This is a genomic window from Streptomyces sp. WAC06614, assembly GCF_003949795.1.
Lineage (GTDB): Bacteria > Actinomycetota > Actinomycetes > Streptomycetales > Streptomycetaceae > Streptomyces.
The window spans coordinates 1-26171 of record NZ_RPRY01000078.1 but is presented as its reverse complement, the minus strand read 5'-3'; the positions used below and the strand labels follow the sequence as shown (position 1 = coordinate 26171).

At 74.0% G+C, this 26171-nt stretch carries 24 protein-coding genes and 1 other RNA gene; 11 read left to right on the top strand and 14 right to left on the bottom strand.

What is annotated here, in order from left to right:
* Positions 1-64: 64 nt before the first annotated feature.
* Both EF918_RS13520 and rnpB read left to right on the top strand, forming a co-directional pair.
* Positions 65-1507, top strand: coding sequence for an RNB domain-containing ribonuclease (locus EF918_RS13520; RefSeq protein ID WP_125645237.1), 1443 nt, complete (start codon positions 65-67; stop codon positions 1505-1507).
* 53 nt (positions 1508-1560) lie between these two features.
* An RNA gene (rnpB, locus tag EF918_RS13515) (RNase P RNA component class A) lies at positions 1561-1967 on the top strand.
* A gap of 72 nt (positions 1968-2039) precedes the next feature.
* Here the strand turns inward: rnpB and EF918_RS13510 are convergent.
* From EF918_RS13510 to EF918_RS13500, 3 genes are read right to left on the bottom strand one after another with little or no spacing between them, the layout of a single operon-like run.
* Positions 2040-3359: a bifunctional RNase H/acid phosphatase gene (locus EF918_RS13510; RefSeq protein ID WP_125645235.1), complete on the bottom strand. Its 1320-nt coding sequence runs from the start codon at positions 3357-3359 to the stop codon at positions 2040-2042.
* Positions 3359-4102: a zinc ribbon domain-containing protein gene (locus EF918_RS13505; RefSeq protein WP_185921739.1), complete on the bottom strand. Its 744-nt coding sequence runs from the start codon at positions 4100-4102 to the stop codon at positions 3359-3361. The genes EF918_RS13510 and EF918_RS13505 overlap by 1 nt, the downstream gene beginning before the upstream one ends.
* Positions 4099-4956, bottom strand: coding sequence for a Nif3-like dinuclear metal center hexameric protein (locus EF918_RS13500; RefSeq protein ID WP_125645233.1), 858 nt, complete (start codon positions 4954-4956; stop codon positions 4099-4101). Before EF918_RS13500 ends, EF918_RS13505 begins: the two co-directional genes overlap by 4 nt.
* Positions 4957-5279: 323 nt before the next feature.
* Between EF918_RS13500 and EF918_RS13495 the strand changes: the two genes are divergently transcribed.
* Positions 5280-6386, top strand: a complete 1107-nt coding sequence (locus tag EF918_RS13495; RefSeq protein ID WP_125645231.1) for a hypothetical protein — start codon at positions 5280-5282, stop codon at positions 6384-6386.
* Positions 6387-6569: 183 nt separating this feature from the next.
* Positions 6570-7349, top strand: a complete 780-nt coding sequence (locus EF918_RS13490; RefSeq protein ID WP_260610156.1) for a chitosanase — start codon at positions 6570-6572, stop codon at positions 7347-7349.
* A gap of 129 nt (positions 7350-7478) precedes the next feature.
* On the opposite strand, the gene EF918_RS13485 is transcribed toward EF918_RS13490, so the two are convergent.
* The 3 genes from EF918_RS13485 to EF918_RS13475 are packed head-to-tail and all read right to left on the bottom strand — an operon-like array spanning position 7479 to position 10407.
* Positions 7479-8423, bottom strand: coding sequence for a 3-oxoacyl-ACP reductase (locus EF918_RS13485; protein ID WP_125645227.1), 945 nt, complete (start codon positions 8421-8423; stop codon positions 7479-7481).
* A gap of 14 nt (positions 8424-8437) precedes the next feature.
* Positions 8438-9517 carry a Zn-dependent alcohol dehydrogenase gene (locus EF918_RS13480; RefSeq protein ID WP_125645225.1) on the bottom strand — a complete coding sequence of 360 codons (1080 nt, stop codon included), beginning with the start codon at positions 9515-9517 and terminating at the stop codon, positions 8438-8440.
* 35 nt (positions 9518-9552) lie between these two features.
* The gene (locus EF918_RS13475; RefSeq protein WP_125645222.1) at positions 9553-10407 is read right to left on the bottom strand and encodes a MaoC/PaaZ C-terminal domain-containing protein; all 855 of its coding nucleotides are present in this window, start codon (positions 10405-10407) and stop codon (positions 9553-9555) included.
* Between the two features lie 261 nt (positions 10408-10668).
* Here EF918_RS13475 and EF918_RS13470 point away from each other — a divergent pair, with 261 nt between their 5' ends.
* Positions 10669-11085 (top strand): DNA-binding response regulator, encoded by a 417-nt coding sequence (locus EF918_RS13470; RefSeq protein WP_260610154.1) that lies wholly within the window; start codon positions 10669-10671, stop codon positions 11083-11085.
* An 85-nt stretch (positions 11086-11170) separates the two neighbouring features.
* On the opposite strand, the gene EF918_RS13465 is transcribed toward EF918_RS13470, so the two are convergent.
* A complete protein-coding gene (locus EF918_RS13465) occupies positions 11171-12361 on the bottom strand; it encodes a lipid-transfer protein (RefSeq protein ID WP_125645218.1) in 1191 nt (396 codons plus the stop codon).
* 12 nt (positions 12362-12373) lie between these two features.
* Positions 12374-14530 (bottom strand): acyl-CoA dehydrogenase, encoded by a 2157-nt coding sequence (locus tag EF918_RS13460; protein ID WP_125645216.1) that lies wholly within the window; start codon positions 14528-14530, stop codon positions 12374-12376.
* Between the two features lie 181 nt (positions 14531-14711).
* Between EF918_RS13460 and EF918_RS13455 the strand changes: the two genes are divergently transcribed.
* The 4 genes from EF918_RS13455 (at position 14712) to EF918_RS13440 (ending at position 18745) form a co-directional block, all read left to right on the top strand.
* Positions 14712-15356 (top strand): class I SAM-dependent methyltransferase, encoded by a 645-nt coding sequence (locus EF918_RS13455; RefSeq protein ID WP_125645214.1) that lies wholly within the window; start codon positions 14712-14714, stop codon positions 15354-15356.
* A gap of 236 nt (positions 15357-15592) precedes the next feature.
* Positions 15593-16624, top strand: a complete 1032-nt coding sequence (locus EF918_RS13450; RefSeq protein ID WP_125645212.1) for an N-acetylmuramoyl-L-alanine amidase — start codon at positions 15593-15595, stop codon at positions 16622-16624.
* Between the two features lie 96 nt (positions 16625-16720).
* Positions 16721-17554, top strand: a complete 834-nt coding sequence (locus EF918_RS13445; protein ID WP_125645210.1) for a DUF5336 domain-containing protein — start codon at positions 16721-16723, stop codon at positions 17552-17554.
* 180 nt (positions 17555-17734) lie between these two features.
* A complete protein-coding gene (locus EF918_RS13440; protein ID WP_125645207.1) occupies positions 17735-18745 on the top strand; it encodes an LLM class F420-dependent oxidoreductase in 1011 nt (336 codons plus the stop codon).
* Between the two features lie 27 nt (positions 18746-18772).
* On the opposite strand, the gene EF918_RS13435 is transcribed toward EF918_RS13440, so the two are convergent.
* Complete coding sequence (locus tag EF918_RS13435) at positions 18773-19402, bottom strand: hypothetical protein (protein ID WP_125645205.1); 630 nt, start codon at positions 19400-19402, stop codon at positions 18773-18775.
* Between the two features lie 161 nt (positions 19403-19563).
* On the opposite strand from EF918_RS13435, the gene EF918_RS13430 reads away from it, so the two are divergent.
* Entirely contained in the window at positions 19564-19875 is a 312-nt protein-coding gene (locus tag EF918_RS13430; protein WP_125645203.1) for a hypothetical protein, read from the top strand.
* Here EF918_RS13430 and EF918_RS13425 read toward each other — a convergent pair.
* From EF918_RS13425 to EF918_RS13415, 3 genes are all read right to left on the bottom strand, one after another.
* A complete protein-coding gene (locus EF918_RS13425; protein WP_125645201.1) occupies positions 19872-20993 on the bottom strand; it encodes a prenyltransferase/squalene oxidase repeat-containing protein in 1122 nt (373 codons plus the stop codon). The two genes, EF918_RS13430 and EF918_RS13425, sit on opposite strands and share 4 nt — an antisense overlap.
* Entirely contained in the window at positions 20990-21724 is a 735-nt protein-coding gene (locus EF918_RS13420; protein ID WP_125645199.1) for a class I SAM-dependent methyltransferase, read from the bottom strand. The genes EF918_RS13425 and EF918_RS13420 overlap by 4 nt, the downstream gene beginning before the upstream one ends.
* Positions 21725-21830: 106 nt before the next feature.
* Positions 21831-23144, bottom strand: a complete 1314-nt coding sequence (locus EF918_RS13415) for a glycosyltransferase family 4 protein (protein ID WP_125645196.1) — start codon at positions 23142-23144, stop codon at positions 21831-21833.
* A gap of 286 nt (positions 23145-23430) precedes the next feature.
* Here EF918_RS13415 and EF918_RS13410 point away from each other — a divergent pair, with 286 nt between their 5' ends.
* Positions 23431-24072: a TetR family transcriptional regulator gene (locus EF918_RS13410; protein WP_125645194.1), complete on the top strand. Its 642-nt coding sequence runs from the start codon at positions 23431-23433 to the stop codon at positions 24070-24072.
* 163 nt (positions 24073-24235) lie between these two features.
* Here EF918_RS13410 and EF918_RS13405 read toward each other — a convergent pair whose 3' ends face one another.
* Both EF918_RS13405 and EF918_RS13400 read right to left on the bottom strand, forming a co-directional pair.
* Positions 24236-24469, bottom strand: coding sequence for a ferredoxin (locus EF918_RS13405; protein WP_125645192.1), 234 nt, complete (start codon positions 24467-24469; stop codon positions 24236-24238).
* Positions 24469-25941: an aldehyde dehydrogenase gene (locus EF918_RS13400; RefSeq protein ID WP_125645190.1), complete on the bottom strand. Its 1473-nt coding sequence runs from the start codon at positions 25939-25941 to the stop codon at positions 24469-24471. The genes EF918_RS13405 and EF918_RS13400 overlap by 1 nt, the downstream gene beginning before the upstream one ends.
* Positions 25942-26171: the final 230 nt, after the last annotated feature.

The following is a 26171-nucleotide window of genomic DNA, read 5'->3' as shown; positions in this document are numbered from 1 at the left end:
GAGGTGGGGTGCGGGTGCGGCTCGTCGGCGGGCGTGGGGGGCCACGGAAACTTAGGCTCGTGGCATGCCACGCCGTCACCTGTTCATGGCCGGCGCCGAAGGGGCCGCCCTCCGCACCGCGCTGCGGGCACTGCGTACCGAGCTGGGCGTGCCCGACGCGTTCCCCGAGGCCGTGCTCGCCGAGGCCGAGGCGGCGGCGCAGGCCCCCCGGCTGCCGGCCGAGGACGCCACCGACCTGCCGATGTTCACCATGGACCCGCCCGGGTCCAAGGACCTCGACCAGGCCATGCACCTCGCCCGCCGCCCCGCCGGCGGCTTCCGCGTGCACTACGCCATCGCGGACGTCGCCGCCTTCGTCACCCCGGGCGGGGCCGTCGACGCCGAGGCGCACCGCCGGGTCAGCACCCTGTACTTCCCCGACGCCAAGGTCCCCCTGCACCCGCCCGTCCTGTCCGAGGACGCCGCCAGCCTGCTGCCCGAACGCCCCCGCCCCGCCCTGCTCTGGCGCCTGGACCTCGACGCCGACGGCCGGGTGGAGACCGCCGGGGTCCGGCGCGCCCTCGTCCGCAGCCGGGTCAAGACGACGTACGCCGCGGCCCAGCAGGACATCGACTGCGGCACCGCCGAGGAACCGCTCGCCCTGCTCGCCGACATCGGCCGGCTGCGCGAGGCCCTGGAGATCGAGCGCGGCGGGATCTCCCTCAACGTGCCCGAGCAGGAGATCGTCGCCCATGACGGCAGCTACTCCCTCACCTACCGCGCCCCCCTGCCCACCGACGGCTGGAACGCCCAGATCTCCCTGATGACCGGCATGGCCGCCGCCGACCTGATGCTCGCCTCCGGCACCGGCGTGCTGCGCACGCTCCCGCTCGCCCCGGACGGCGCCGTCGGCCGGCTGCACCGCGTCGCGCACGCCCTGCACATCGACTGGCCGCACCACGTGCCGTACGCCGAACTCGTCCGCTCCCTCGATCCGCAGCTGCCCACCCACGCGGCGTTCCTCCAGGAGTGCACGACCCTGCTGCGCGGCGCCGGCTACACCGTCTTCACCGACGGCCAGGAGCCCGTCCCCGCCCTGCACGCGGCGGTGGCCGCTCCCTACGCGCACTGCACGACCCCGCTGCGCCGGCTGGTCGACCGTTACGTCGGCGAGCTCTGCCTGGCGGCCACGGCCGGGACCGCTCCGCCGGAGTGGGTGCTCGCCGCCCTGCCCGCCCTGCCGAAGGAGATGGCCGACGGCGGCCGGCTGGCCGCCACCGTCGAGCGCGAGTGCGTCGACCTGGTCGAGGCGGCCCTGCTCCAGGAGCGGGTGGGTGAGACCTTCGCCGGGGTGGTCGTCGACGTCAGGGAGCAGGAGCCCACCACCGGCACCGTCCACCTCGAAGAGCCGGCCGTGGTCGGCCGGGTGGAGTCCTTCGGCTCCGCCCTGCCCCTGGGCGAACGCATCGTGGTCCGCCTCGCCGAGGCCGACCCGGCCCGCGCCAAGGTCCTGTTCACGGTGCCTTAGCCGGGCGGGTCGAGCCGGGCGCCCGCGGCCCGGTAGCATGGTCCACCGCAGAACAAGCGGAGTGGACGGCCGCGTCGGGGCATCGCGCCCCGCCGAGGAACGTCCGGGCTCCACAGGGCAGGGTGGTGGGTAACGCCCACCCGGGGTGACCCGCGGGACAGTGCCACAGAAAACAGACCGCCGGGGGCTTCGGCCCTCGGTAAGGGTGAAACGGTGGTGTAAGAGACCACCAGCGCCTGGGGTGACCCAGGCGGCTTGGTAAACCCCACTCGGAGCAAGGTCAAGAGGGGTCGGCGTCCTCGGACGACGGCCCTGCGCGGACGATCGAGGGCTGCCCGCCCGAGTCCGCGGGTAGACCGCACGAGGCCGGTGGCAACACCGGTCCTAGATGGATGGCCGTCTCCCCGGCGACCGCGAGGTCACCGGGCGACAGAACCCGGCGTACAGCTCCGCTTGCTCTGCGTCTTCGGCGACGGCAAGGGCCCGCACACGGTGTGTGCGGGCCCTTGCCTTCACCTCTGCGCCGGTCGGGTCACCGCAGGTGCGCGGTGTCGTTCAGCAGGCGCAGCGAGGCGTTGCCGTCCGCGTAGTAGGCCACCGCGGAGAGGGAGGCCGCGGACAGTTCCATCCGGAACAGGGATTCCGGCGGGGCGCCGAGGGCCAGCCGGACCAGGGTCTTGATCGGGGTCACATGGGTGACCAGCAGGACCGTGCGGCCCCGGTGGGCGGTCAGCAGCCGGTCGCGGGTGGCCGCGACCCGGCGGGCGACGGTCGTGAAGCTCTCGCCGCCGCCGGTGGGGGCCGCCTTGGAGGAGGCCAGCCAGGCGTCGAGGTCGGCCGGGAAGCGCTCCTTGACCTCGGCGAAGGTCAGCCCTTCCCAGGCGCCGAAGTCCGTCTCGCGCAGGCCCTCCTCGACGGTGACGGGCAGGCCGAGGCGGTCGGCGACGGTCTGCGCGGTCTCGCGGCAGCGGCGCAGCGGGGAGCTGATCACGGTCTGGACGGTGCCGCGGGCGGCCAACGCCGCCGCGACGGCCTCGGCCTGCCGGCGCCCGGCCGGCGACAGCTCGGGGTCGGCGCCGCCGCTCCCGGAGAACCGCTTCTGCGGTGTCAGCGCCGTCTCCCCGTGGCGCAGCAGCACCAAGGTCGTGGGCGCCCCCAGATCGGGCCCGCCCCACCCGGTCCCCTGCCCGGCACCGCTCCCGGGCGCGGGCACGGCGGCGGTCACCGGCGCGGGCGCGGGCACGGCGGCGGGCACCGGCGCGGGCGCGGCTACGGCGGCGGGCACGGGCGCGGTGGTCCGCGCAGGTGCGGCGGTCGTGCCCGGTCTGGTGGTGGCCAGGGCTGCTCGGGCTGCGGCCGCGCCGGCCGCGGCGTCGCCGGGAGGACCGGCCGGGGGCGGGGTGGCCAGGGTCCGGGCGGCCGAGAGGTCCGGGGACCACTGGCCACCGCGGGCACCGGCGTCCATGGCCTCGTTGGCCAGCCGGTCCGCGTGCTTGTTCCGCTCGCGCGGGATCCACTCGTACGTGACCCGCGCCGGCGGCAGGACCCGCGCGGCCTCGGCCGCCAGCGGCTTCATGTCCGGGTGCTTGATCTTCCAGCGCCCGGACATCTGCTCCACGACCAGCTTGGAGTCCATCCGGACGGACACCTCGGCGTCCGGGAACAGCTCCTTCACCGCGGTCAGGCCGGCGATCAGGCCCCGGTACTCGGCCACGTTGTTGGTGGCCACCCCGATGTACTCGGCCCGCTCCGCGAGCGTCTCACCGGTCGCCGGGTCGAGGACGACCGCGCCGTAGCCGGCCGGCCCCGGGTTGCCCCGGGACCCGCCGTCGGCCTCGACCACCAGCCGCATCAGATGCCCGAGTCGGCCGTACGGACCAGGATGCGGCCGCAGCTCTCGTGCCGCAGGACCTTGTCCCGGGCCGCCGCCTTGACCTCGTTGATCTCCGAGATGTCCAGCTCCAGCTGGCAGCCCAGGCAGCGGCGCTGGTACAGCTTGGCGGCGCCGATGCCGCCCTGCTTGACGCGGATCTTCTCGTACAGGGCGACCAGGTCGGCCGGTACGGAGTCCACCACGACCTCGCGCTCCTTGGCGACCGAGGCGACCTCGGCGTCGATCTCGCCGGTGGCCGCGTCGCGGCGCGCGACCACCTCGTCGGTCCGGCTCTGGATCGAGGCGACCCGCTCGGTCAGCTCCGCGACCCGCGCGGCGGCGGACTCACGGCGCTCCATGATCTCCAGGACCACGTCCTCCAGGTCGCCCTGCCGCTTGGCCAGCGAGGCCAGCTCGCGCTGGAGGTTCTCCAGGTCCCGGGGGGAGCCGACCGCACCCGAGTCCAGCCGCTGCTGGTCGCGGGCAGCGCGCTGGCGCACCTGGTCGACGTCCTGCTCCGCCTTGGTCTGCTCGCGGGCGGTGTCGCTCTCCTCGGTCTGGGCGGCGACGAGCAGGTCGCGCTGCTGGGTGAGGTCCTTGGTGAGGGACTCGAGCTCGGCGTGCTCGGGCAGCGACTTCCGCTTGTGGGCGAGCTGCGACAGCCGCACGTCCAGGGCCTGGACGTCGAGGAGTCGGATCTGGTCGGCGGGCTCGGCGTTCAGTTGGGGGCTCCAGAGGTAGAAGGGGAGGGTTCGGAGGGCGCGTGCGCCGTCCAGGGGTCGGTGACCGTGCGCGAGACATGGGTCCGCAGACCCCAGCCGTGGCGCTCGGAGACGGCGTCGAGCTGGGCCGCGGCCTGCTCGCACCAGGGCCATTCGGTGGCCCAGTGGGCGGCGTCCAGGAGGGCGAGCGGGCTCTGCTCGCGGGCCTCGGACACCGGGTGGTGGCGCAGGTCGGCGGTGAGGAACGCGTCCACGCCCGCGGCCCGTACCTGCGCGAAGAGGCTGTCGCCGGAGCCGCCGCTGACGGCGACGGTGCGGATCGTGGCGTCCGGGTCGCCGGCCACGCGGATGCCCTGCGCGGTGCGCGGCAGCCGGGCGGCGGCCCGCGCGGCGAAGGCGCGCAGGGTCTCGGGGTGGTCCAGTTCGCAGATCCGGCCCAGGCCCCGGCGGCCGGCCGGGTCGGTGGGGTCGGGCACCAGGGGGCCGACGACGCGCAGGTCGAGGGCGCCGGCCAGGGCGTCGGAGACACCGGGGTCGGCGGTGTCGGCGTTGGTGTGCGCGACGTGCAGCGCGATGTCGTTCTTGATCAGCGTGTGCACGACCCGGCCCTTGAAGGTGTCGGCCGCGACCGTGGTGGTCCCGCGCAGGTAGAGGGGGTGGTGGGTGACGACGAGTTCGGCGCCGAGCTTCACCGCTTCGTCGGCGATCTCCTGGACGGGGTCGACGGCGAACAGGACCCGGGAGACCTCGGCGTCGGGGTCGCCGCAGACGGTTCCGACCGCGTCCCACTGCTCGGCCCGGGCGGGGGGCCAGAGTGCGTCCAGCGCGGCGATGACTTCAGAGAGACGAGGCACGGGCCAAGGCTACCGTCCGTCGCGGCCGCCCCGCCGACCAGCGGCGGGGCGGCCGCTCGAGGGGGTGGGAGCCGGTCGGCACCATCGGCAACCTCAACCTGGAGGCGGGTGCCGCGGCGTCGGAGGGACACGCCATGACTCCTGAGCGGACGAGAGCTCAGGTTGGGCAACCGAACACCGGATGCCCGTACGTCGGCCAGCACAACCTCCGCCCCCGCTCCCGGTGAACGGCCCGACGGCCACCCGTATGTGTGAAGCAGGGAGGCTCCCGTTGTTCGTGAGGAAGTGCGAAAACTAGCTTCCTCACCGGAGGTGACGCACGGATGACTGCCTGTGCTGTGGAGGGTTCGACGGCGGTGGCCGTGGCCGCGTTCACGATCGCCGCGGACGGTTCGTACGCCGCCCGGCTCGCCGGGGAGGGCGAGGCCCGCTACCCGGAGCGCTGGACCCTCGGAGGACCGGAGCCGTACGCGGTGCCGCTGCCGCTGGAGCAGCCGGAGGAGGCGGACAGCGAGGTGCTGCCGCTGTCGGACGGCCGGGTGCTGATCCACCGGCGGGTCGCGGAGCGGCACGCGTTCGCCCTGCTCTACCCGACCGGGCACCCGACGGGCCCGCGGACCGGCGAGCTGCCCCTGGGCGCGGTCACCCCGGCGGAGGGGACCGGGGTGACCCTGCTCCCGCCCGCGCCGGACGGCCTGGGCGCGTACGCCCTGGCGGCGGGCGAGGAGTCCACGACGGTGTGGCAGGTGGCGGGGGCCGGCTTCGGTCCGGCCCCGGTCGCCGAGGTGCCGGGCCGCTGCTCGGGCGGGGTCTGGCTGGACCGGGAGGGCCGGCTGCTGGCCCTGGACCGGGAGCAGGACGGCGTCACCAAGGCGGTGGTGGTGGACCTGGGGCGGGCGGGCGAGGTCTCGGCGCTGCTCCAGATCGCCGAGGGCAGCAACGACCGGCTGCTGCGGGCGGACGTCGACAGCGGTCTGCTGCTGGTCCGTTCGGACGCGCCGGGCGAGGACCGGCTGGGCTGGGGGGTGCTGGGCAGTTCCCGCCCGGTCCGGTTCCCCGAGTGCCTGCGGGCCTTCGGCGCGACGGCGGTGCCGTTCGCCGTCCAGCCGGGGCAGATGCTGATGCCCGAGTCCTGCGCGGTCGCCCTGCGGCTGACCGGACCGGAGGGCGGGGACGCGATCGCGCTCTGGCGGCCCGCCGACCGGCACGTCTTCCGGCTGGGCGCACCCCACGGCTGGCTCGGCGGGGCGGGGCTGTGGACCGCCGACGCCCGGCTGCGGCTGCCCTGCGCGACCCCGGACGTCCCGTGCGGGGTGGTCGACCTGACGCTCCCCCAGGTCCCGCCCGCGCCGGTCCGGCTCGACGGCATCCCGTCGCCCGCGCGCACCGCGCCGCGCCCGGTGCCGCTCCAGCAGGCGCCGCTGGCCTGACTGCGGAGCATTGCCAACTGGTGGGTAACACAGGGGTGTTCGGCGCACCCGATCATATGATAGGTAAGTTTCCTAACGATCGAGCGCGCGATCGGCGGTCCACTCCAACTCCCCACTGGAGGAAGCGTGTTCGCCCCCCACCGCAGAAACCTGATCCTCGCCACCCTGCTCGGCACCTCCCTCGTGGCGCTTCCCGTCACGGCCCAGGCAGTCAGCTCGTCCGCCCCTTCCCCCCAGGTCTCGGCAGCCGCCGCGACCGGCCTCGACGATCCGGTGAAGAAGGACATCGCGATGCAGATCGTCTCCAGCGCGGAGAACTCCTCGCTGGACTGGAAGGCGCAGTACAAGTACATAGAGGACATCAAGGACGGGCGCGGCTACACCGCGGGCATCATCGGTTTCTGCTCCGGCACCGGTGACATGCTCGACCTGGTCGAGTACTACAGCCGGGTCAAGCCCGGCAACGTCCTGGAGAAGTACCTGCCCGCCCTGCGCAAGGTGAACGGGACCCCGTCCCACAAGGGCCTCGACCCGAACTTCACCAAGGACTGGGCGAAAGCCGCCCAGGACAGCGCCTTCCGCAAGGCGCAGGACCACGAGCGCGACCGGGTGTACTTCGATCCGGCCGTCAAGCAGGGCAAGGCCGACGGGCTCGGCACCCTCGGGCAGTTCATCTACTACGACGCCATCGTCATGCACGGCGACGGCAGCGACTCCACCAGCTTCCGCAACATCCGCAAGCGGGCCCTGGCCAAGGCCAAGCCGCCGGCCCAGGGCGGCGACGAGAAGACGTACCTGAACGCCTTCCTCGACGCCCGGGTCTGGGCCATGAAGCAGGAGGAGGCGCACAGCGACACCAGCCGGGTCGACACCGCCCAGCGGGTGTGGGTCAGGAAGGGCAACGTCAACCTGGACACGCCGCTGGACTGGAAGGTCTACGGCGACCCGTACCACATCGGCTGACGGCCCCGGCCGGCCGGCGACGAGCCGGTCGCGACGAGCCGACCGACGAGCCCACCGCGATGCACGACGGCGGCCCCGGAGCACTCCGCTCCGGGGCCGCCGCCCTGTTCCACGGCCCCGCGGGCCGTCCTAAGCGCCGTGCTTGAGGCCCAGCACCTCGGCCGCCGCGAAGGTCTCGCCCGCCGGGCGGTCCGCGTAGTACGCGGAGAGCACCCCGTCGAGCTCCGCGAAGGAGAACGCCTCCTTCGTGGTGTCGAACTTGGCCGCCACCCGCGGCCGTTCCATGACCACCACGATCCCGCCGTGCACCACGAAGAGCTGTCCGTTGGCCCGCGCGGAGGCCGGCGAGGCCAGGTAGCCGACGAGCGGGGCCACGTGCTCGGGGGCCAGCGGGTCCAGCTCGCCCTCCTCGGGCACCTGGAAGCCCGCGAAGACGTCCTCGGTCATCCGGGTCCGGGCCCGCGGGCAGATCGCGTTGGCCGTGACCCCGTACTTGGCCAGGGCCAGCGCGGTGGAGGTGGTCAGGCCCACGATCCCGCCCTTGGCCGCCGCGTAGTTGGGCTGCCCGGCCGAGCCGCCGAGGAAGGCCTCCGAGGAGGTGTTCACGATCCGGCCGTAGACCGGGCCGCCGGCCGCCTTCGACCGCTCCCGCCAGTGCGCGGCGGCGAAGTGCGTGGTGTTGAAGTGACCCTTGAGGTGGACCCGGATGACCGAGTCCCACTCGTCCTCGGTCATGGAGAAGATCATCCGGTCGCGCAGGATGCCCGCGTTGTTGACCAGGACGTCGAGCTTGCCGAAGCTGCTGACCGCCAGGTCGACCAGCTCGCGCGCCTGCCCGAAGTCGGCGACGTCGCCGAGGTGCGCCACGGCCTGCCCGCCCGCCGCGCGGATCTCCTCGGCCACCTCCTGCGCCGGGGCGGCCGAGGCCGCTCCGGAGCCGTCCCGGCCCGGCTGCCCGAAGTCGTTGACGACCACGCTCGCGCCGAGCCGTGCGAGCTCGATCGCCTCGGCCCGGCCGAGCCCGCGGCCGGCGCCGGTGACGATGGCGGACAGTCCCTCGAGTGGGAGTGACATGGACCGGATTCCTCTCAGAGTTCGATGCAGGTGCGCAGGGCCGTGCCGGTACGCATCTGGTCGAGGGCGTCATTGATCTCGCCGAGCTGCACCCGGTGCGTGATCAGGCCCGCCAGGTCCACCCGGCCCGCCCGCCACAGCGCGATGGTGCGCTCGTACGAGCGGAGCACGTCCCCGCCGCCGTACATCGACGGCAGGATCTTCTTCTCGTCGAAGAACAGCGAGAACATGTTGACCGAGTAGTTGTCGTCGAGCGCGCCCGCGCCGACCACGACGACGGAGCCGCCGCGCCGGGTCATCTCGTACGCGGTGCGGGTGGTGGCGGACTTGCCGACGACCTCGAAGACGTAGTCGAAGCCCTCACCGGCGGTGATCCGGTTCCTGGCGTCGGCGAAGTCCTCCGGGGCGACCGCCTCGGTGGCGCCGAAGCGCAGCGCCGCCTCGCGCCGGGAGGCCACCGGGTCCACGGCGACGATCTGCGCCGCGCCCTGCACCTTGGCGCCCTGGACGACGGAGATCCCGACGCCGCCGCAGCCGATGACGGCGACCGAGGAGCCGGCCTCCACCTCGGCGGTGTTGATGGCGGCGCCGAGCCCGGTGGTCACCCCGCAGCCGATCAGCGCGGCGATGTCGTACGGCAGGTCGTCGGGGATCGGGACGGCGCACGCGGCGGGCACGACCATCTCCTCGGCGAAGGTTCCGGTGCCGGCGAAGCCGAAGATGTCCCCGCCGCCCGCCCGGCGGAAGTTGGGCGTGGCGACGTTCCCGAAGGACTCCAGGCACAGGTGGCCCTGGCCGCGCTTGCAGGCGGGGCAGTGTCCGCACGGCGGCAGCCAGCAGACGAGCACCCGGTCACCGAGGGCGTGGGTGGTGACCCCGTCGCCGACGTCGACGATCTCGCCCGAGCCCTCGTGGCCGGGGATGAAGGGGGCGGGCTGCGGCAGCACGCCGCTCATCGCGGAGAGGTCCGAGTGGCACAGGCCGGTGGCCTTGATGCGGATCCGGACCTTGCCGGGGCCGAAGCCCGCGGTCTCCATGTCGTCGACGACTTCGAGCTTGTCCTGGCCTATCTCGCTCTGCAGTGCAGCGCGCACGGTGCGGCTCCCTTGTGTGTCGCGAAGGTCGGGCGTTACGCGTGTTCGACGACGGTGTCGGCGAGGACCGGCGCGTCGTCCCGTTCGACGGCGCTCACCGCGACCCGGACCTGCCCGGGCTCCTCCCACATCCGGATCCGCAGGGTCTCGCCGGGGAAGACGATCCCGGCGAAGCGCGTGCGGTAGGCGCGCACCCGGGAGACGTCCCCGCCGAGCGCCGTGTCCACGACGGCCTTGAGGGTCATCCCGTACGAGCACAGGCCGTGCAGGATCGGCCGGTCGAAGCCGGCCAGCTTGGCGAACTCGGGGTCGGCGTGGAGGGGGTTCCAGTCGCCGGACAGCCGGTACAGCAGGGCCTGGTCCTCGCGGATGTGCCGCTCCTCGACCCGGTCGGGCGCCCGCTCGGGCAGCTCGGAGCGGACGGAGGGGCCGCGCTCGCCGCCGAACCCGCCTTCTCCGCGGACGAAGATCTGCGCGTCGCTGGTCCACAGCGGCCCGTCGGCGTCCGCGACCTCGGTGCGCAGCACGATGACGGCGGCCTTGCCCTTGTCGTAGAGGGCGGCGACCTTGGCGGAGGAGGTGGCGCTGCCCTTGACCGGGATGGGCCGGTGCAGCTCGACGGCCTGGCCGCCGTGCAGGACGTGGGCCAGGTCGACCTCGATCCCGGGGGCGGCGAGGCCGCCCAGCATGGCCATGCCGGCGCCGGCGACGGTCGCGAAGCTGGGCAGGACGTGGAGCTTGGACTCCAGGGTGTAGCGCAGCTCGTCGGGGTCGGTGGCGGGCAGGCCCGCGCCGAGGCCGAGGTGGTAGAGCTGGATGTCCTTGTGGTCCCAGGCGATGCTCCCCTGTCGGGGGTCGGCGGCGAGGGCCCTGGCGGCATCGATCGGCATTGAGGATGCTGCTCCTTGTTTCGGTTCCCGTTGTCTCCGCGTGGAAGACCCCGGTGCGGCCGTCCGCACCGTCGGCCGCACCGAGGTCGCTCGCGGGACCGGCCCGGTTCTAGAACGCGTTCTAGGATCGAGCGGTGAGGAATGTATAACGCACGCCCCAGCAGTTGGGAAGACTCCTGACTACATGTCAGAACTCGTTTGGCCGAGCCGTGTTGTCCGGACCCCCGGAAGGCCGGGACCTAGGCTGGCGAGGTGGACGAGATGCCCCGGAACTTCCGTACGACCAGGTCGTTGCGGGTCCTGCTGGCGGACGGGCCGGGCACGTCCGCCGGCGCGCTGGCGGTCCTGCTCGGGCTGGAGCCGGACCTCGACGTGGTCGCCCGGGTCCCGCCCGGCGCGGACGTGGGCGCGGCGGCGCTGACCGCCCGCCCGGCGGTGGCGCTGGTGGACGCGGACCGGCCGGACGTGCTCGCGGAGGTGTCGGCGGTGGGCCGCGAGGCCCCGGAGTGCCGGGTGCTGCTGCTGGCCGGGGCGGCCCGGCCGGGGCTGGTCGAGGGGGCGCTCGCCGCGGGAGCGGCCGGGGTGGTGCTGCGCGACGACCCGCCCGGAGCCCTGGCCGACGCCGTCCGCCGTGCCGTGACGGGCGAGGCCGTCACGGACCCGACGCTCGAACCGTAGCCCGGCGGGCGGGGCCGCCGGCCTCGCGCCGGTGGCCGCCCCGCCCTCGCACCGGTGGCCGCCCCGCCCGCCGCGGGAGCGCCGCTCAGTCCCGGCGCAGCAGGGTGACGACGGCCGCGCCACCGAGGCCGATGTTGTGCGCCAGGCCGACACGGGCCCCGGGGACCTGGCGGGGGCCGGCCTCGCCCCGGAGCTGCCAGACCAGTTCCGCCGTCTGGGCCAGGCCCGTGGCGCCCAGCGGATGCCCCTTGGAGATCAGCCCGCCCGACGGGTTGACCACCCAGCGCCCGCCGTAGGTGGTGGCACCGCTCTCGACCAGCTTGCCGGAGGCGCCCTCCGCGCACATGCCGAGCGCCTCGTAGGTCAGCAGCTCGTTGATCGAGAAGCAGTCGTGCAGCTCGACCACGTCCACGTCCTCGATGCCGAGCCCCGAGGCCTCGTACACCTGCCGGGCCGCGGCCTGCGTCATCGGCCGGCCCACCACGTCGATGCAGGTGCCGGAGGCGAACGAGGCCTCGGTGTCGGTGGTCATCGCCTGGGCCACGATCTCCACCGCCCGGTCGTGCAGCCCGTGCTGCACGACGAAGCGTTCGGAGACCACCAGGGCCGCGGCGGCGCCGTCCGAGGTGGGCGAGCACTGGAGCTTGGTCAGCGGCCGGTGGATCTCCTTGGCGGCGAGGATCTCCTCCACCGTGTACACGTCGCGGAACTGCGCGTAGGGGTTGTCGGCGCTGTGCCGGTGGTTCTTCTCGCCGACCGCCGCGAGCTGCGCGGCCGTGGTCCCGTAGCGGTCCATGTGCTCGCGCGCCGCGTCGCCGAAGATCTGGGCGGTCGGCGGGGACATCGCGAAGCCGTGGCCGGCCGCCATGATCCCGTAGTGCCGGGCCACCGGGGACGTCGCGAAGTCACCCCCGTCGGCGCCGCCGCCCAGGGCCCCCTTCTTCATCTTCTCGAAGCCCAGCGCCAGCACGCAGTCGCTGATCCCGCCCGCGACGAACTGCCGGGCCATCATCAGCGCGGTGGAGCCGGTGGCGCAGTTGTTGTTGACGTTGTAGACGGGCACCCCGGTCAGGCCGAGCTCGTAGGCGGCCCGCTGGCCGGCCGTCGAGGCCTGGAAGCAGTAGCCCACCGGCACCTGCTGCACCTGCTCGTAGCCGATCCCGGCGTCCGCCAGGGCGGCCGTGCCGGCCTCCTTGACCATGTCCCAGTACTGCCGATCCCTCGACTCCGGCTTCTCGAACCGGGTCATGCCGACCCCGACGACGTACGACTTCATGCCGGACCACTCCTAGTCCCTGGGAAGGCCGAGAATCCGCTCGGCGACGACGTTGAGCTGGACCTGCGTGGTGCCCCCGGCGATGGTCAGGCAGCGCGACATGAGCACGCCGTGCACCGCCCGGGCGCCGGGCCCCTCGCACACCGCGCCCGCCGGGCCCAGCAGTTCGAGGGCGAGTTCGGCGGTGCGCTGCTGGTGCGGGGTCTGGATGAGCTTGCGGACCGAGGCCCCGGCGCCCGGCTCCAGTCCGGACACCTGCTGGAGGGTGGTGCGCAGCCCGATGCAGGCCAGCGCGTGCGCCTCGGCGGCCAGCGCCCCGATCCGGGCCCGGCCGGCGCCGTCGAGGTCCGCGGAGCGGGCGATCAGGGCCTGAAGGCCGGTGTCGAACGTCATCTGGTCGGCCATGTGCACCCGCTCGTTGCCCAGCGTGTTGCGGGCCACCTGCCAGCCGCCGTCGGGCGCCCCGACCAGGGCGTCCGCCGGGAGGTCGACGTCGTCCAGGTAGACCTCGTTGAACAGGGCCTCGCCGGTGATCTCCTTGAGCGGGCGGATGTCGATGCCCGAGGTGTGCTTCATGTCCACGACGAAGTAGCCGAGGCCTTTGTGCTTGGGTGCCGCCGGGTCGGTACGGGCGAGCAGGATGCCGAAGTCGGCGGTGCGGGCGGAACTGGTCCACACCTTCTGCCCGTTGATCCGCCAGCCGCCGTCCGGGGTGCGCTCGGCCCGGGTGCGCAGGCTCGCGAGGTCCGAGCCGGCCCCCGGCTCGGAGAAGAGCTGGCACCAGGTGAGGTCCCCGCGCAGGGTGGGCAGCACGTAGCGTTCGCGCTGCTCCTCGGTGCCGTAGGCGAGCAGGGAGGGCACCACCCAGGTGGCGATGCCCAGGTCGGCGAGCTTCACCCCGGCGGCCGCCAGCTCCTGCTGGACCACGAGCTGCTGGACGGGCCCGGCGCCGAGCCCGTACGGCGGCGGCAGGTACGGGGCGGCGTAGCCGGTGGGGGCGAGCACCCGGCGGGCGGCGGCCGGGTCCAGGCCGCGCGCGTCCTGGACGACCTCGCGGGCGGCGGCCCGGTGGGCCTCGGCGGCGGCGGGCAGCTCCAGGCGCAGTTCGCGCCGGGCACCGGCCGCGGCGAGCCGTACGGCGCGCAGCCGGTGCCCGTCCCCGGTGCCGAGGAGCTGCCGGGCCACCAGGGCCCGGCGCAGGTGGATGTGGGCGTCGTGCTCCCAGGTGAAGCCGATGCCGCCGAGGATCTGGATGCAGTCCTTGGCGCAGGTCCAGGCGGCGTCCAGGGCGGTCCCGGCGGCCAGGGCCGCGGCCAGGGCCCGTACGTCGGCGCTCTCCTCGGTGCCGGCCGCGGTGGCGGCGTCCCAGGTGAGGGCCCGCGCCTGCTCGACCCGGACGAGCATGTCCGCGCACAGGTGCTTGACCCCCTGGAAGCGGCCGATGGGCCGCCCGAACTGTTCGCGCACCTTGGCGTACTCGGCGGCGGTGTGCAGCGCCCAGGCGGCGGTGCCGCAGGCGTCGGCGGCGAAGAGGACGCAGGCCAGGTCGCGCACGAGCGCGGCGTCGAGGGCGAGCAGCCGGCCGGCCGGGACGGCGAGCCCGCGGGCGCGCACCTCGGCGGTGGGCCGGGTGGGGTCGGCGCTGTCGTGCGGACGGACGTCCAGCGCGGCGGCGTCGACGGCGAACCAGAGCGTGCCGTGGGCGGCCTCCGCGGCGAGCAGGACGAGATCGGCCTCGCCGGCGCCGAGGACCGGGGGCGCGGTCCCGTCGAGCAGATGGCCGCCGCCCTCGACGGCGACGGCGGTCATGCTGCCGGGGCCGAGCGCGACGGCCCCCGTCCGGCTGCCGTCGGCGAGCTCCGCGGCGAGCGCGTCGGCCCCGGCCCGGTGCAGCAGTGCCGAGGCGAGGGCGCCGGACAGGAAGGGCCCCGGCAGCGCGCCGCGCGCGGCCTCCTCCACGACCACGGCGAGGTCGAGCAGGGTCCCGCCCTCCAGGTGCGGGGCGAGCAGCCCCTGCGCGGCGAGCGCGTCCCACCAGCCGGGTCTCCCCCCGGCCGGCGCCGGCCCGTCGAGCAGCTTGTGCACGTCCTCGGGCGGTACGACCCGCGCCACCCACCCGCGCACGGCCTCGGCCAACTCCCGCTGTTCTTGCGTGATTCCGATGCCCATGCGCGGCAGACTAGAACACGTTTCAATCTGACGGAAGGTCAGGTGCACTTCTTCCTGTCCCGCCCCGCGCCCGGGCCCCGCTCGACGCCCGCGGGCGGCGGTGCCCCCGGGCATCGCCCCCTACCCATCGGTAGGGCAGCATGGGCCCCGCACCGTCGCCCGTCCGTACCCGGAGGAACCCATGGCCGCCGCGCCCAAGCCGGAGACCCTCGCCGCTTTCGAGGCGGCCAAGGGATTCATGCCCGTCCGCGAAGGACTGGCCCTGTACGAGGCCGCCGCCGCGGCGGGCTCGCTGGGGCTGCCGCTGCTGGAGGTCGGGACGTACTGCGGGCGGTCCACCCTGCTGCTCGCCGATGCCGCGCGGGAGGCCGGGGTGCCCGCCCTCACCGTGGACCACCACCGCGGCAGCGAGGAGCAGCAGCCGGGCTGGGAGTACCACGACCCGAGCGTGGTGGACCCCGAGGTCGGGCTGATGGACACGCTGCCCACCTTCCGGCGGACCCTGCACAAGGCGGGCCTGGAGGAGCACGTGATCGCGGTCGTGGGGCGGTCCCCGCAGGTCGCGGCCGCCTGGGGCGGCCCGCTCGGCTTCGTCTTCATCGACGGCGGGCACACCGACGAGCACGCCACCGGCGACTACGAGGGCTGGGTCCCGCACCTGGCCGAGGGCGGCACCCTCGTCATCCACGACGTGTTCCCGGACCCGGCCGACGGCGGCCAGGCCCCGTACCGCATCTACCTGCGCGCCCTGGCCTCCGGCGCCTTCGAGGAGGTCTCGGTGACCGACTCCCTGCGCGTCCTGCGCCGCACGGGCCCCGGCATCTGAGACCGCCGCACGGGCCCCGGCATCCGAGGCCCGGCTCCGGGACCGGGACCGGGGCCGGGACCGGGGCCGGGACCGGGGCCGGGACCGGGGCCTCGACCGGGGCCGGGACCGGGGCCGGGACCGGGGCCGCGACCGGGGCCGCGACCGGGGCCGGGCGCCGCGCACCCGACGCGGACCCGGCCCCCGGATGGCCGAGGATCCGGGCGTCGGACGGTTCGTCGGATTAGCATCGCGATGTGCCGTACGACGACAGCCCCCCGCCGCCCGAGTCCACCTCCTCGGTCAGCCCGGACCGTCCCTGGTTCGCGCGCCGCCCCGTGCTCGCCGTCTCGGCGGCCGCCCTCGCCCCCGCCGCGCTCGCCGCCTGGGTCCTCGTCCAGGTGCTGGGCGGGGGCGGAACCCAGGACCGCCCGGTGCCCGCCTCCGCGCAGTCCCCGCACGCGGGGCAGCAGCCGCACGGCGACGCCAAGTCCGGCACCGGCGGGACGCCGGGCGCCGGCGACCCCGCCCCCACCGCCGACCGGGACCGCGACCCGTCCGCCGCCGCGACCCCGGCGCCCGCGCAGAGCCCTGCCCCGGCCGTGGCCGCCAAGGGCCCGCTCACCGGCAAGGTGGTCGTGATCGACCCCGGTCACAATGCGGGCAACTTCCAGCACACCGCGGAGATCGACAAGCAGGTCGACATCGGCACCAACCGCAAGGAGTGCGACACCACCGGCACCACCACCAACGCCGGTTACAAGGAGGCCGACTTCACCCTCGACGTCTCCCGCCGCCTGCGCACGATCCTCCAGGACCAGGGCGTCAAGGTGGTCCTCACCCACGAGGCGGACCGCCCGTTCGGGCCCTGCATCGACGAACGGGCCCGGATCGGCAACCAGGCGAAGGCGGACGCCGTGGTCTCGGTGCACGCCGACGGCGTCTCGGCCGGCAACCGCGGCTTCCACGTCATCCTCCCGGCCAAGGTCAAGGGCGGCGCCGCGGACACCGCCGCGATCGTCGGCCCGTCCCGGCAGCTCGGCGAGCGGATCGCCGGGAACTTCGCCCGGACCACGGGCTCGGCCCCGGCCAACTACCTCGGCGGCGGCACCGGACTGGTGGTCCGTGACGACCTCGGCGGACTCAACCTGTCCACGCAGCCCAAGGTGTTCATCGAGTGCGGCAACATGCGGGACTCCAACGACGCGGCCCTGCTGACCGATCCGCAGTGGCGGCAGAAGGCGGCGCAGGGGATCGCGAACGGCATCGTCGGCTTCCTCGGCGGGTAGCGGTACGGTCACCGTCGCGGACCCCGCACCCCCGGGCGCGCCAACTGTCCGTACGATGGTCCCCGCCCGCGACCGAGACCGAGAAGGACATCCCAAGTGAACATCCGCTCCCTCACTCGAGGCGACGGCGTGGTGATCGGAGCAGCGGTCCTGCTGTTCATCGCGTCGTTCCTCAATTTCTACTCCTTCGAGTGCGGCGGCTTCGCGGCCTGCGAGGACCGCATCCCGAACGCGTGGGACACGGACAGGCTGAACATCGTCCTCCCCTCGATCTTCCTGACCGGCCTGATCGGCGCCGGCCTGATCGTGGCCACCCGTTTCCTGCCGGAGGGTCGCAAGATCGGCGGGCTCACGCCGGCCGGCTGGGGCACCGGACTCTCGGCCGCCGCGGCCTGGTCCGCGCTGTGGGCCATGATCCTCGGCCCGGAGAACTCCGGCCTCGGCGCCGGTGCGATCATCGCGTTCCTGGCCACCGCCGCGGTGGCGGCCGTGGCCGTCGCCGGCCCCAAGCTCCCGGCGCTCGCGGGTCCGCTGCTGCCGACCCCGTCCCCGCAGCAGCCCCAGCCGTACGGCGCCCAGCCGGGCACCGGCTACGGCTACCCGGGCGGCCAGGGCGGCCCGGCCCCGTACGGCGGCACCCCGCAGCCCACGCCCTCGTACGGCGGCCAGCAGGCGCCGGCCCCCGGCCCGGGCGGGCACGAGCCCGCGCAGCCGGCCGCCCCGGCGGCGGACTTCGCGCCGTTCTGGTTCGCGGTGCCGGTGGCCCGTCCGCTCTTCCCGGAGGACGGCTCCCCCACCCCGCTCGCGGAACTGACGCCCGGCACCTGGTACCTGGCGGTCGACCAGCGCGGCCCGAACGTCCTGGTGGCCCAGACCCAGGACGGCCGGCGCGGCGTCCTGAACGACACCTCCGGCATCCAGCGCGGCTGACCCCCGACGCCCGGCGGCCCGCCGACGGGCCGCCGCGCAGCACGGTCGAACTCACGGCCCCCCGCCCTTCCGGGCGGGGGGCCGTTGGCCTACAGTGCCCCGGTGAACGGTCTCTGACGTACCGTCAGGAAACTTCGGTCATGGGACGTGTGGACTGCGCGACGCGCGAAGGGGGCCCGGATGCGCCTGGGACTCGCACTCGGCTACTGGGGACGCGGCCCCGACCCGGCCCACCTCGACCTCGCCACCGAGGCCGAACGCCTGGGCTACGACTCCGTGTGGACCGCCGAGGCCTGGGGCTCGGACGCCTTCACCGCGCTGACCTGGATCGCCGCGCACACCTCCCGGATCCGGCTGGGCACCGCCGTCGCCCAGATGGCCGCCCGCACCCCGACCGCCACCGCCATGCACGCCCTCACCCTGGACCACCTCTCGGGCGGGCGGATGATGCTGGGCCTGGGGCTGTCGGGCCCGCAGGTGGTGGAGGGCTGGTACGGGCGGCCGTTCCCGAAGAGCCCGCTGACCGCGACCCGGGAGTACGTCGACGTGGTCCGTCAGGTACTGGCCCGCAAGGGCCCGGTGACGCTCGACGGCCGGTTCCACACCCACCCCTACGCCGGCCCCGACGGCACGGGCCTGGGCAGACCGCTCAAGCCCATCACCCATCCGCTGCGCGCGGACCTGCCGCTGCTGCTCGGCGCGGAGGGGCCGAAGAACATCGCGCAGACCACCCGGATCGCGGACGGCTGGCTGCCGCTGTACTGGTCCCCCACCCGCACCGACGCCTATGCCGCCGCCCTCACCGACCTGCCCGAGGGCTTCATGGTCGCGCCGATGGCCCGGGCCCGGGTCTGCGAGGACGTCGCCGAGGGGCTGCTGCCGGTCAAGGCCATGCTCGGCTTCTACATCGGCGGGATGGGGCACGCCGCCCGCAACTTCCACGCCGATCTCATGGCCCGGATGGGCTACGAGGAGGAGGCCCGCCGGATCCAGCAGCTCTTCCTGGAGGGACGCCGGCAGGAGGCGGTGCTCGCCGTGCCGGACTCCTTCGCGGACGAGATCTCGCTGGTCGGGCCGCGCGAGCGGATCGCGGAGCGGCTGGAGCTGTGGCGTGCGGGCCCGGTGACCGACCTGCTGGTCACCGCACCGGACCCGCACACACTGCGGGTCCTGGCGGAACTCACCACCTGACCGGCACCGGCCGCCCGGGCGTGCGGGTCAGCCCCTGAGCTGAGAGGTGCTCGGCACCTGGTCGGTGACCTCGACGCCGGCCTTCTTCCCGGCGTCCTTGACCCCGTTGATCACGTTCTCGAACGAGCCGATCTCGGCGTCCCCGACCTCGCCCTTGCGCAGCTTGGCCCCGAGTCCCTTGAGCTGCTCGACCCCGGCCGTCAGCGGGGCCACGGCCTTCGACAGCAGCGGGTCGCCCTTGGCGTTCTCCAGCGCGGCCTTGAGCCGGTTGTACGCGAAGGCGCCCGCGACGGCGGCCTTGATCAGGGCGAAGGTACGCCCCTTGGCGCCCTTCTTGAACTTCCCCGCCTGGTACGGCTTGATGATCCACTGGTACGTCGCCCCGGCCGCGAGGCTGGCGTTGGCGACGAACCGGGTCTTGGCGAACTTCTGCCGCTCCGCCGAGGTGCTGGGCGTGGGTTCGGCGACGGCCTCCATGGCCGCCGTCGATGCCGCCATCGCCTGCTCCGCCTCGGCCACCGAGGCCTCCTCGGCGCTGGTCACCGCCCCCCGGTCCGTACCGGAGCCGCACGCGGTGGCGCCTCCGGCCAGCAACGCACAGGACAGGACGGCCGCCGTCAGGGCGCGGCGGAATCGGGCGCTTGCGGGTACGGACACGCGGGCCTCCGGGGGCGGGACTGAGCCGTCCCCGGCAGCCTCACCCCACCCGCACACCCCCACCACCCGGGCGGGCCGTTCGGGTGCCCCGCCCGGCGGACACCCCTGACGGCCCCGGGTGGCACGGGTTTGGCGCGGGCCGCGCGGGCAAGACGCGGGACATGACCGCACACATACGCGTCCGCTCCCGCAGCCAGGGCACCGCCGCCCGGCTGATCGTCCTGGTGGCGGACGTCCTCGCCCTGATCATCGTCCTGTGGATCGCGCTGTACCTGCTGGGCGCCAACCGCTCCAACGAGGTGGTCGGGTGGATCCACGACGCCGCCACCTGGCTGGCCGGCTGGTCCTACGACCTGTTCACCTTCAGCCGCGAGTGGCTCCAGGTGGTCGTCGGCTACGGCCTGGCCGCCGTGGTCTACGTCCTGATCGGCCACGGCCTGGCCCGCCTGCTCGCCCGGCGCCAGGTCGTCTAGGGCCGGGCCGACCCTGGTCCGCCGGACGGGCCCTGGCCGTGGCAGCAGTCCGGCTCCAGACCGGCCGGCAGGGCGGTCCCGCCGAAGACCGTCGTGGTGGGCTCGTCGCCGCCCAGGGCGGCGACCGCCAGCAGCAGGGAGCCGGCCGTCCACGTGGTCTGCTCGACCGGCCAGACCGCCTCGTCCTCGAAGACGTACCCGGTCCAGTACATGCCGTTCTCGGCCCGCAGGTGCGTGATCGAGCGCAGGATCTCCAGGGCCCGGTCGGACTCGCCCGTCGCCCACAGCGCGAGCGCCAGCTCGCAGCTCTCCCCGCCGGTCACCCACGGGTTCGGCAGGACGCAGCGCACCCCGAGGCCGGGCACGACGAACTCGTCCCAGCGCTCCTCGATCCGCGCCTTGGCCTCGGCGCCGGTGACCGCGCCGCCCAGCACCGGGTAGTACCAGTCCATGGAGTAGCGGCTCTTGTCCAGGAAGCGTTCCGGGTGCCGGCGCACGGCGTGCCCGAGGGCGCCCGCGGCCAGTTCCCAGTCCGGCTGCGGCTCCTCGCGGTGCTCGGCGAGGGCCAGGGCGCAGCGCAGCGCCTGGTGCACCGAGGACGAACCGGTCAGCAGCGCGTCGGTGACGGCCGTTCCGTCGGCCTCCCGCTTCCAGCCGATCTCCCCGCCGGGCTGCTGCAGCCCGAGCACGAACTCGACGGCGGCGAACACCACCGGCCACATCCGCTCGACGAACGCGTCGTCGCCGGTGGCCAGGTAGTGGTGCCAGACGCCGACGGCTATGTACGCGGTGAAGTTGGACTCCTTGCCCGCGTCCTGCGGGACCTCGGTGTCCACCCCGTCCTCGCGGTCGGCGTAGGCGGCGTACCAGGAACCGTCCGGGTTCTGGTGGCGGGCCAGCCAGTCGTAGGCGCGGGCGGCGGCCTCGTGCTCGCCGGCCACGTCCAGCGCCATGGCGGCCTCGGTGTGGTCCCACGGATCGAGGTGGTGCCCGCGGAACCAGGGGATCGCCCCGTCCGGGCGCTGCGCGGCCAGGATGCCGGCGACGGTCTGCGCGGCCTCCTCGGCGGTCAGCACTCCGGGCAGGACCAGGTGTTCGGTGCGCCCGGGGGTACTCACCGGGCCGCGTCCACGGGGAGGTGGGGCTTGGTGGCGTAGGCGACGAAGCTCTTGCCGATCAGCGGGTTCAGGGCCTGTTCGGCGAGCCGCGTGGCCAGCGGCTTCTTCATGATGTCCCAGACCAGCAGCTTGTGGTACGCCTTGACCGGCAGCGCCTTGTCGTTGTCCACGCCGAAGGCGCACTTGAGCCACCAGTAGGGGGAGTGCAGCGCGTGCGCGTGGTGGGTGCCGTACGGCTTGAGGCCGGCGGCCCGCATCTTGCCCAGCAGTTCGTCGGCCCGGTAGATGCGGATGTGGCCGCCCTCGACCTCGTGGTAGGCGTCGGACAGGGCCCAGCAGATCTTCTCCGGCCCGTAGCGGGGGACGGTGATCGCGATCCGGCCGCCGGGGCGCAGCACGCGGACCATCTCGGCGAGCACGCCCTTGTCGTTCGGGATGTGCTCCATGACCTCGGAGATGATGACGACGTCGAAGGAGTCGTCGGGGAACGGCAGGGCCAGCGCGTCGCCCTCCATCGCGGTGGCGGTGGCACCGGCCGGGGCCTCGCCGGCCTCCTTCATGGCCGCGAACCACTTGGCGACCTCGCGGATCTCCTCGCCGTTGCGGTCGAGCGCGACGACCTGCGCACCGCGCCGGTAGCACTCGAACGCGTGCCGGCCGGCGCCGCAGCCCAGATCGAGCACGCGGTCACCGGGGGCCAGCGGGAACCGGGAGAAATCGACGGTCAGCACGGGGTCCTGCTTTCGCGGGGGTCAGCGGGGTCAGCGGGTACTGCGGGAACAGCGAGGTGTACGGGACGTACGGGTCGTACAGGACGACGTACGGGGCGTGCGGGGTTCATCGGCGGGCGAGGCTCCGCGCGGCGATGGCGGACCGGTACTGGGCGACGGTGCCCTCGGCGGCCTTGGCCCAGGTGAAGCGGGCGAGCACCCGCTCGCGGCCGGCGGCGCCGAGCCGGGTGCGCAGCTGCGGGTCGGCCAGCATCCGGGTGAGGGCGCCGGCGAGCGCGTCGGCGTCGCCGGGCGGCACGGCCAGGCAGGTCTCCCCGTCCCGGCCGCTGACCTCGGGGATCGCGCCGCCGGTGGTGGCCACGAGCGGGGTGCCGGTGGCCATGGCCTCGGCGGCGGGCAGCGAGAAGCCCTCGTAGAGCGAGGGCACGCAGGCGACCTGGGCGCCGCGGACGAGGTCGACGAGCTCGCGGTCGCTGATGCCCTTCACGAACTCGATGGCGCCGCCGAGCCCGTACCGCTCGACCGCCTCGGCGACGGGACCGCGCTCGGGCCGCTTGCCGACCACCACGAGGTGGGCGTCGGGCTGCTCGGCCCGCACCTTGGCGAGCGCCTCGACCAGGTGCACGAGTCCCTTGAGCGGGACGTCGGCGCTGGAGGTGGTGACGATCCGGCCGGGCACCTCGGGCACGGACGGGTCGGGCGACCACAGGTCGGTGTCGGCGCCGATGTGCACGACGTGGATCCGCTCCAGCGGCACGTCCAGATCGGCGGCGATCTCCTGCTTGCTGGACCCGGAGACGGTCAGGACCGACGGCAGCCGGCCCGCGACCCGCTTCTGCATGCGGGTGAAGGCGTACCAACGGCGCACCGAGAGCCGCCGCTTGCGGTCCTGGGCCGCTTCGAGCTCCAGCTTGCGGTCGACGGTGATGGGGTGGTGGATCGTGGTGACCAGGGGGGCGCCGAGGTCGGACAGGAGCCCGTAGCCGAGGGTCTGGTTGTCGTGGACGACGTCGAACTCGCCGCGCCGGGCCGCCAGGTGACGGCGGGCCCGCAGGGAGAAGGTGAGCGGCTCGGGGAATCCGCCCGTCCACATGGTGCCGACCTCCAGGAGGTCGATCCAGTCCCGGAACTCCTCGCGGCGGGGCGTGCGGAACGGGTCGGGCTGCCGGTAGAGGTCGAGGCTGGGCAGCTCGGTGAGCACGGCGCCGGACCCCTCGTCGAGCACCGGGTACGGCTGTGCGCCGATCACCTCGACGGAGTGCCCCAGACGGACCAGCTCACGCGAGAGGTGCCGGACGTAGACGCCCTGGCCACCGCAGAACGGGTTCCCCTTGTAGCTGAGCAGCGCGATGCGCAGCGGGCGGTCGCCGTCGGCGGCGGAACCCGCGAAAGGGCTCGTCACCATGGCCTCTGCGGTCACTCTCGGCCCCCTTCTCGGTGCACTTCCGCCAAAACGTAACCGCTCGGATAATGTAGAACAAGTTTCAGACTTGATCCTTCCAGGGGCATTGAATCTACCGGTCGGAAACCACACCGTAAGAGGCGGAGCAGGTGATTCGCGCCACGGCCGCAGCGCCTGCGATGCTGAGGCCCTCGCACCATCGGGGAGCGGCGGACCGCGGCGGGCAGCAGCGGCCGGCGACCCCGGGCAAGAGCTACGGATCAGCGCGTACGAAGCCCACGGAAAACGCCACGGAACGGGACACATGACAGCGCAAGCCAAGGCGGTCACCACACCGGCGTCCCCGCCGCTGACGGAGCGGCAGGAGGCACGCCGGCGCCGGATCCTGCACGCCAGCGCCCAACTCGCCAGCCGGGGCGGGTTCGACGCGGTGCAGATGCGTGAGGTCGCGGAGCTGTCCAGCGTGGCGCTGGGCACCCTGTACCGCTACTTCCCGTCCAAGGTGCACCTGCTCGTGGCCACCATGCAGGACCAGCTCCAGCACATGCACACCACGCTGCGCAAGCGGCCGCCGGCCGCGCAGGAGCCCGCGGCCCGGGTCGCCGAGACCCTGATGCGCGCCTTCCGCGCCCTCCAGCGCGAGCCGCACCTGGCGGACGCCATGGTCCGGGCGCTGACGTTCGCCGACCGCAGCGTGAGCCCCGAGGTGGACACCGTCTCCCGGCTCACCACCGCGATCATCCTCGACGCGATGGGCCTGGACGGCCCGCCCGACGCGGCGCAGCTGTCGGCGGTCCGGGTGATCGAGCACACCTGGCACTCGGCGCTGATCACCTGGCTGTCGGGGCGGGCGTCGATCGCCCAGGTGAAGATCGACATCGAGACGGTCTGCCGACTGATCGACCTGACGGCTCCACCGGAATCGACCGGAACCCGCCGCTCGTAGGCGGGCGGGGGCCTGCGGGGCCGCCTGGACGGTCGGCGGCGGGGCCGTCGGGACGGTCGGCGGCGGGGCCGTCGGCACGATCGGGCCCGCCGGCCGGGCCGGTCGGCTCGGCCCGGCCGGCCGGGCCGCCCCCTGTCCTCTTGCTCCTCCGGCGCGACCCCCTTCACTCCTCCGGTGGGAACACCGCCTCCCCGCTCCCCAGCAGCGTGATCATGATCGCCTCGACCGGGCAGCCCTCCGCCGCCGCGAGCACCGGCTCGTTCGCGTCGGTCTGCGCCGCCCGCGGGTGGGACTGCCGGGCGGAGTCCAGCCGGAAGCCGTCCGGTGCGTGGTTCACGCACATCCCCGAGCCGATGCACACGCCCCGGTCCACCTCGACCTGCCAGCGGTCCCCCATCAGACGGCCGCCTCGGGGTCCGGGTAGCCGGCGGGCAGGTGGATCATCTTCTGCTCCAGGTACTCGCTCAGGCCCTCCGGCCCGAACTCCCGGCCCACGCCGCTGTTCTTGTAACCGCCGAACGGGCCCATCATGTCCAGGCTGAAGGTGTTCACGTTGTACGTGCCCGTCCGGATCCGGCGGGCGAAGTCGATGCCGCGCTCCACGTCGCCCGACCACACGCTGCCGCTGAGCCCGAACTCGGAGTCGTTGGCGATGCGCGCCGCCTCGTCCTCGTCGCCGTAGGGGATCAGGCAGACCACCGGCCCGAAGATCTCCTCGCGGGCGACCCGCATGCCGTTGTCGACGTCACCGATGAGGGTCGGCTCCACGTACCAGCCGCGGTCCAGCCCGGCCGGCACCCCGCCGCCGGCGAGGATCTTGGCGCCCTCCTCCTGGCCGAGCCGGATGTAGTCCAGGGAGCGCTGCTGCTGGCGCTCGGCCACCAGCGGGCCGATCTGCGTGGCCGGGTCCAGCGGGTCGCCGACCACCTGCGCCGAGACCGCCGCCACCAGAGCCTCGGCCACCTCGTCGTAGCGGCTGCGGGGCGCGAGGATACGGGTCTGGGCCACGCACGCCTGGCCGTTGTTCATCCATCCGGACTGGACGAGTCCGGGCACAGCGGCCGTCAGGTCCGCGTCCGGCAGGACGACGGCGGCGGACTTGCCGCCGAGTTCCAGGGTGACCCGGGTGAGGTTGCGCGAGGCCACCTCCATCACCCGCCGGCCGGCTCCGACCGAGCCGGTGAAGGCGACCTTGTCCACGCCGGGGTGCCCGACGAGGTACTCGCTGACCTCGCGGTCGGCCGGCAGGATCGACAGCACCCCTTCCGGCAGCCCGGCCTCGCGGGCGATGTCGGCCAGGATGTACGAGTCCAGCGGCGACTCCGGCGAGGGCTTGAGGATCACCGTGGACCCGGTCAGCAGCGCCGGCGCCAGCTTGGCCGCCGCCACGAACTGCGGGACGTTCCAGGGGATCACGGCCGCGACCACACCGACCGGCTCGCGCCGCACCAGGATCGGCCCGAGCACGCCGGCGCGGCGCTCCTCGTACGGGTAGGCGCGCGCGACCTGGATCGCAGCGTCGTAGACCATCATCGCGCCGAGGGCCTGGGCGAGGACGCTCCAGGAGTAGGGGGAGCCGTTCTGCGAGCTGATCGACCGGGCGATCTCCTCGTGCCGGACGGCGATGGCGTCCTTGATCCGCGTGACGACCGCGATCCGCTCCTCCAGCGAGGTCCGCGGCCACGGCCCCTCGTCGAACGCCGTGCGCGCGGCGGCGACGGCGGCGTCCACATCGGCCCGCGAGGCGTGCGGGACCCGGCCGATGACCTGCTCGGTGTGCGGTGAGACGACTTCGATGATGTCGCTGCCCAGCGGATCGACCCACTCCCCGCCGATGAACAGCTGTCCGTGGTCCACGAGCTCGGTCATGGCTGATGCCTCCTGCGGCTGCCGCGCAATGCCCTGACGGCTGACGGTGTTTCAGAACTGATACCAGTTCTAGTTGCCGGAGTCCACGGGCAGGAGGCCGGAAGATCCGAGCACTGGTCAGGAGCGCCCAGGGATGGTCGACTTGGGCTACCACTGCAACAGGTTCTCGTCCGGAGAGGCGGCATCGGCATGACAGAGGCAGAGCGGGAGCGGGGGGCGGGGGTGGTGGT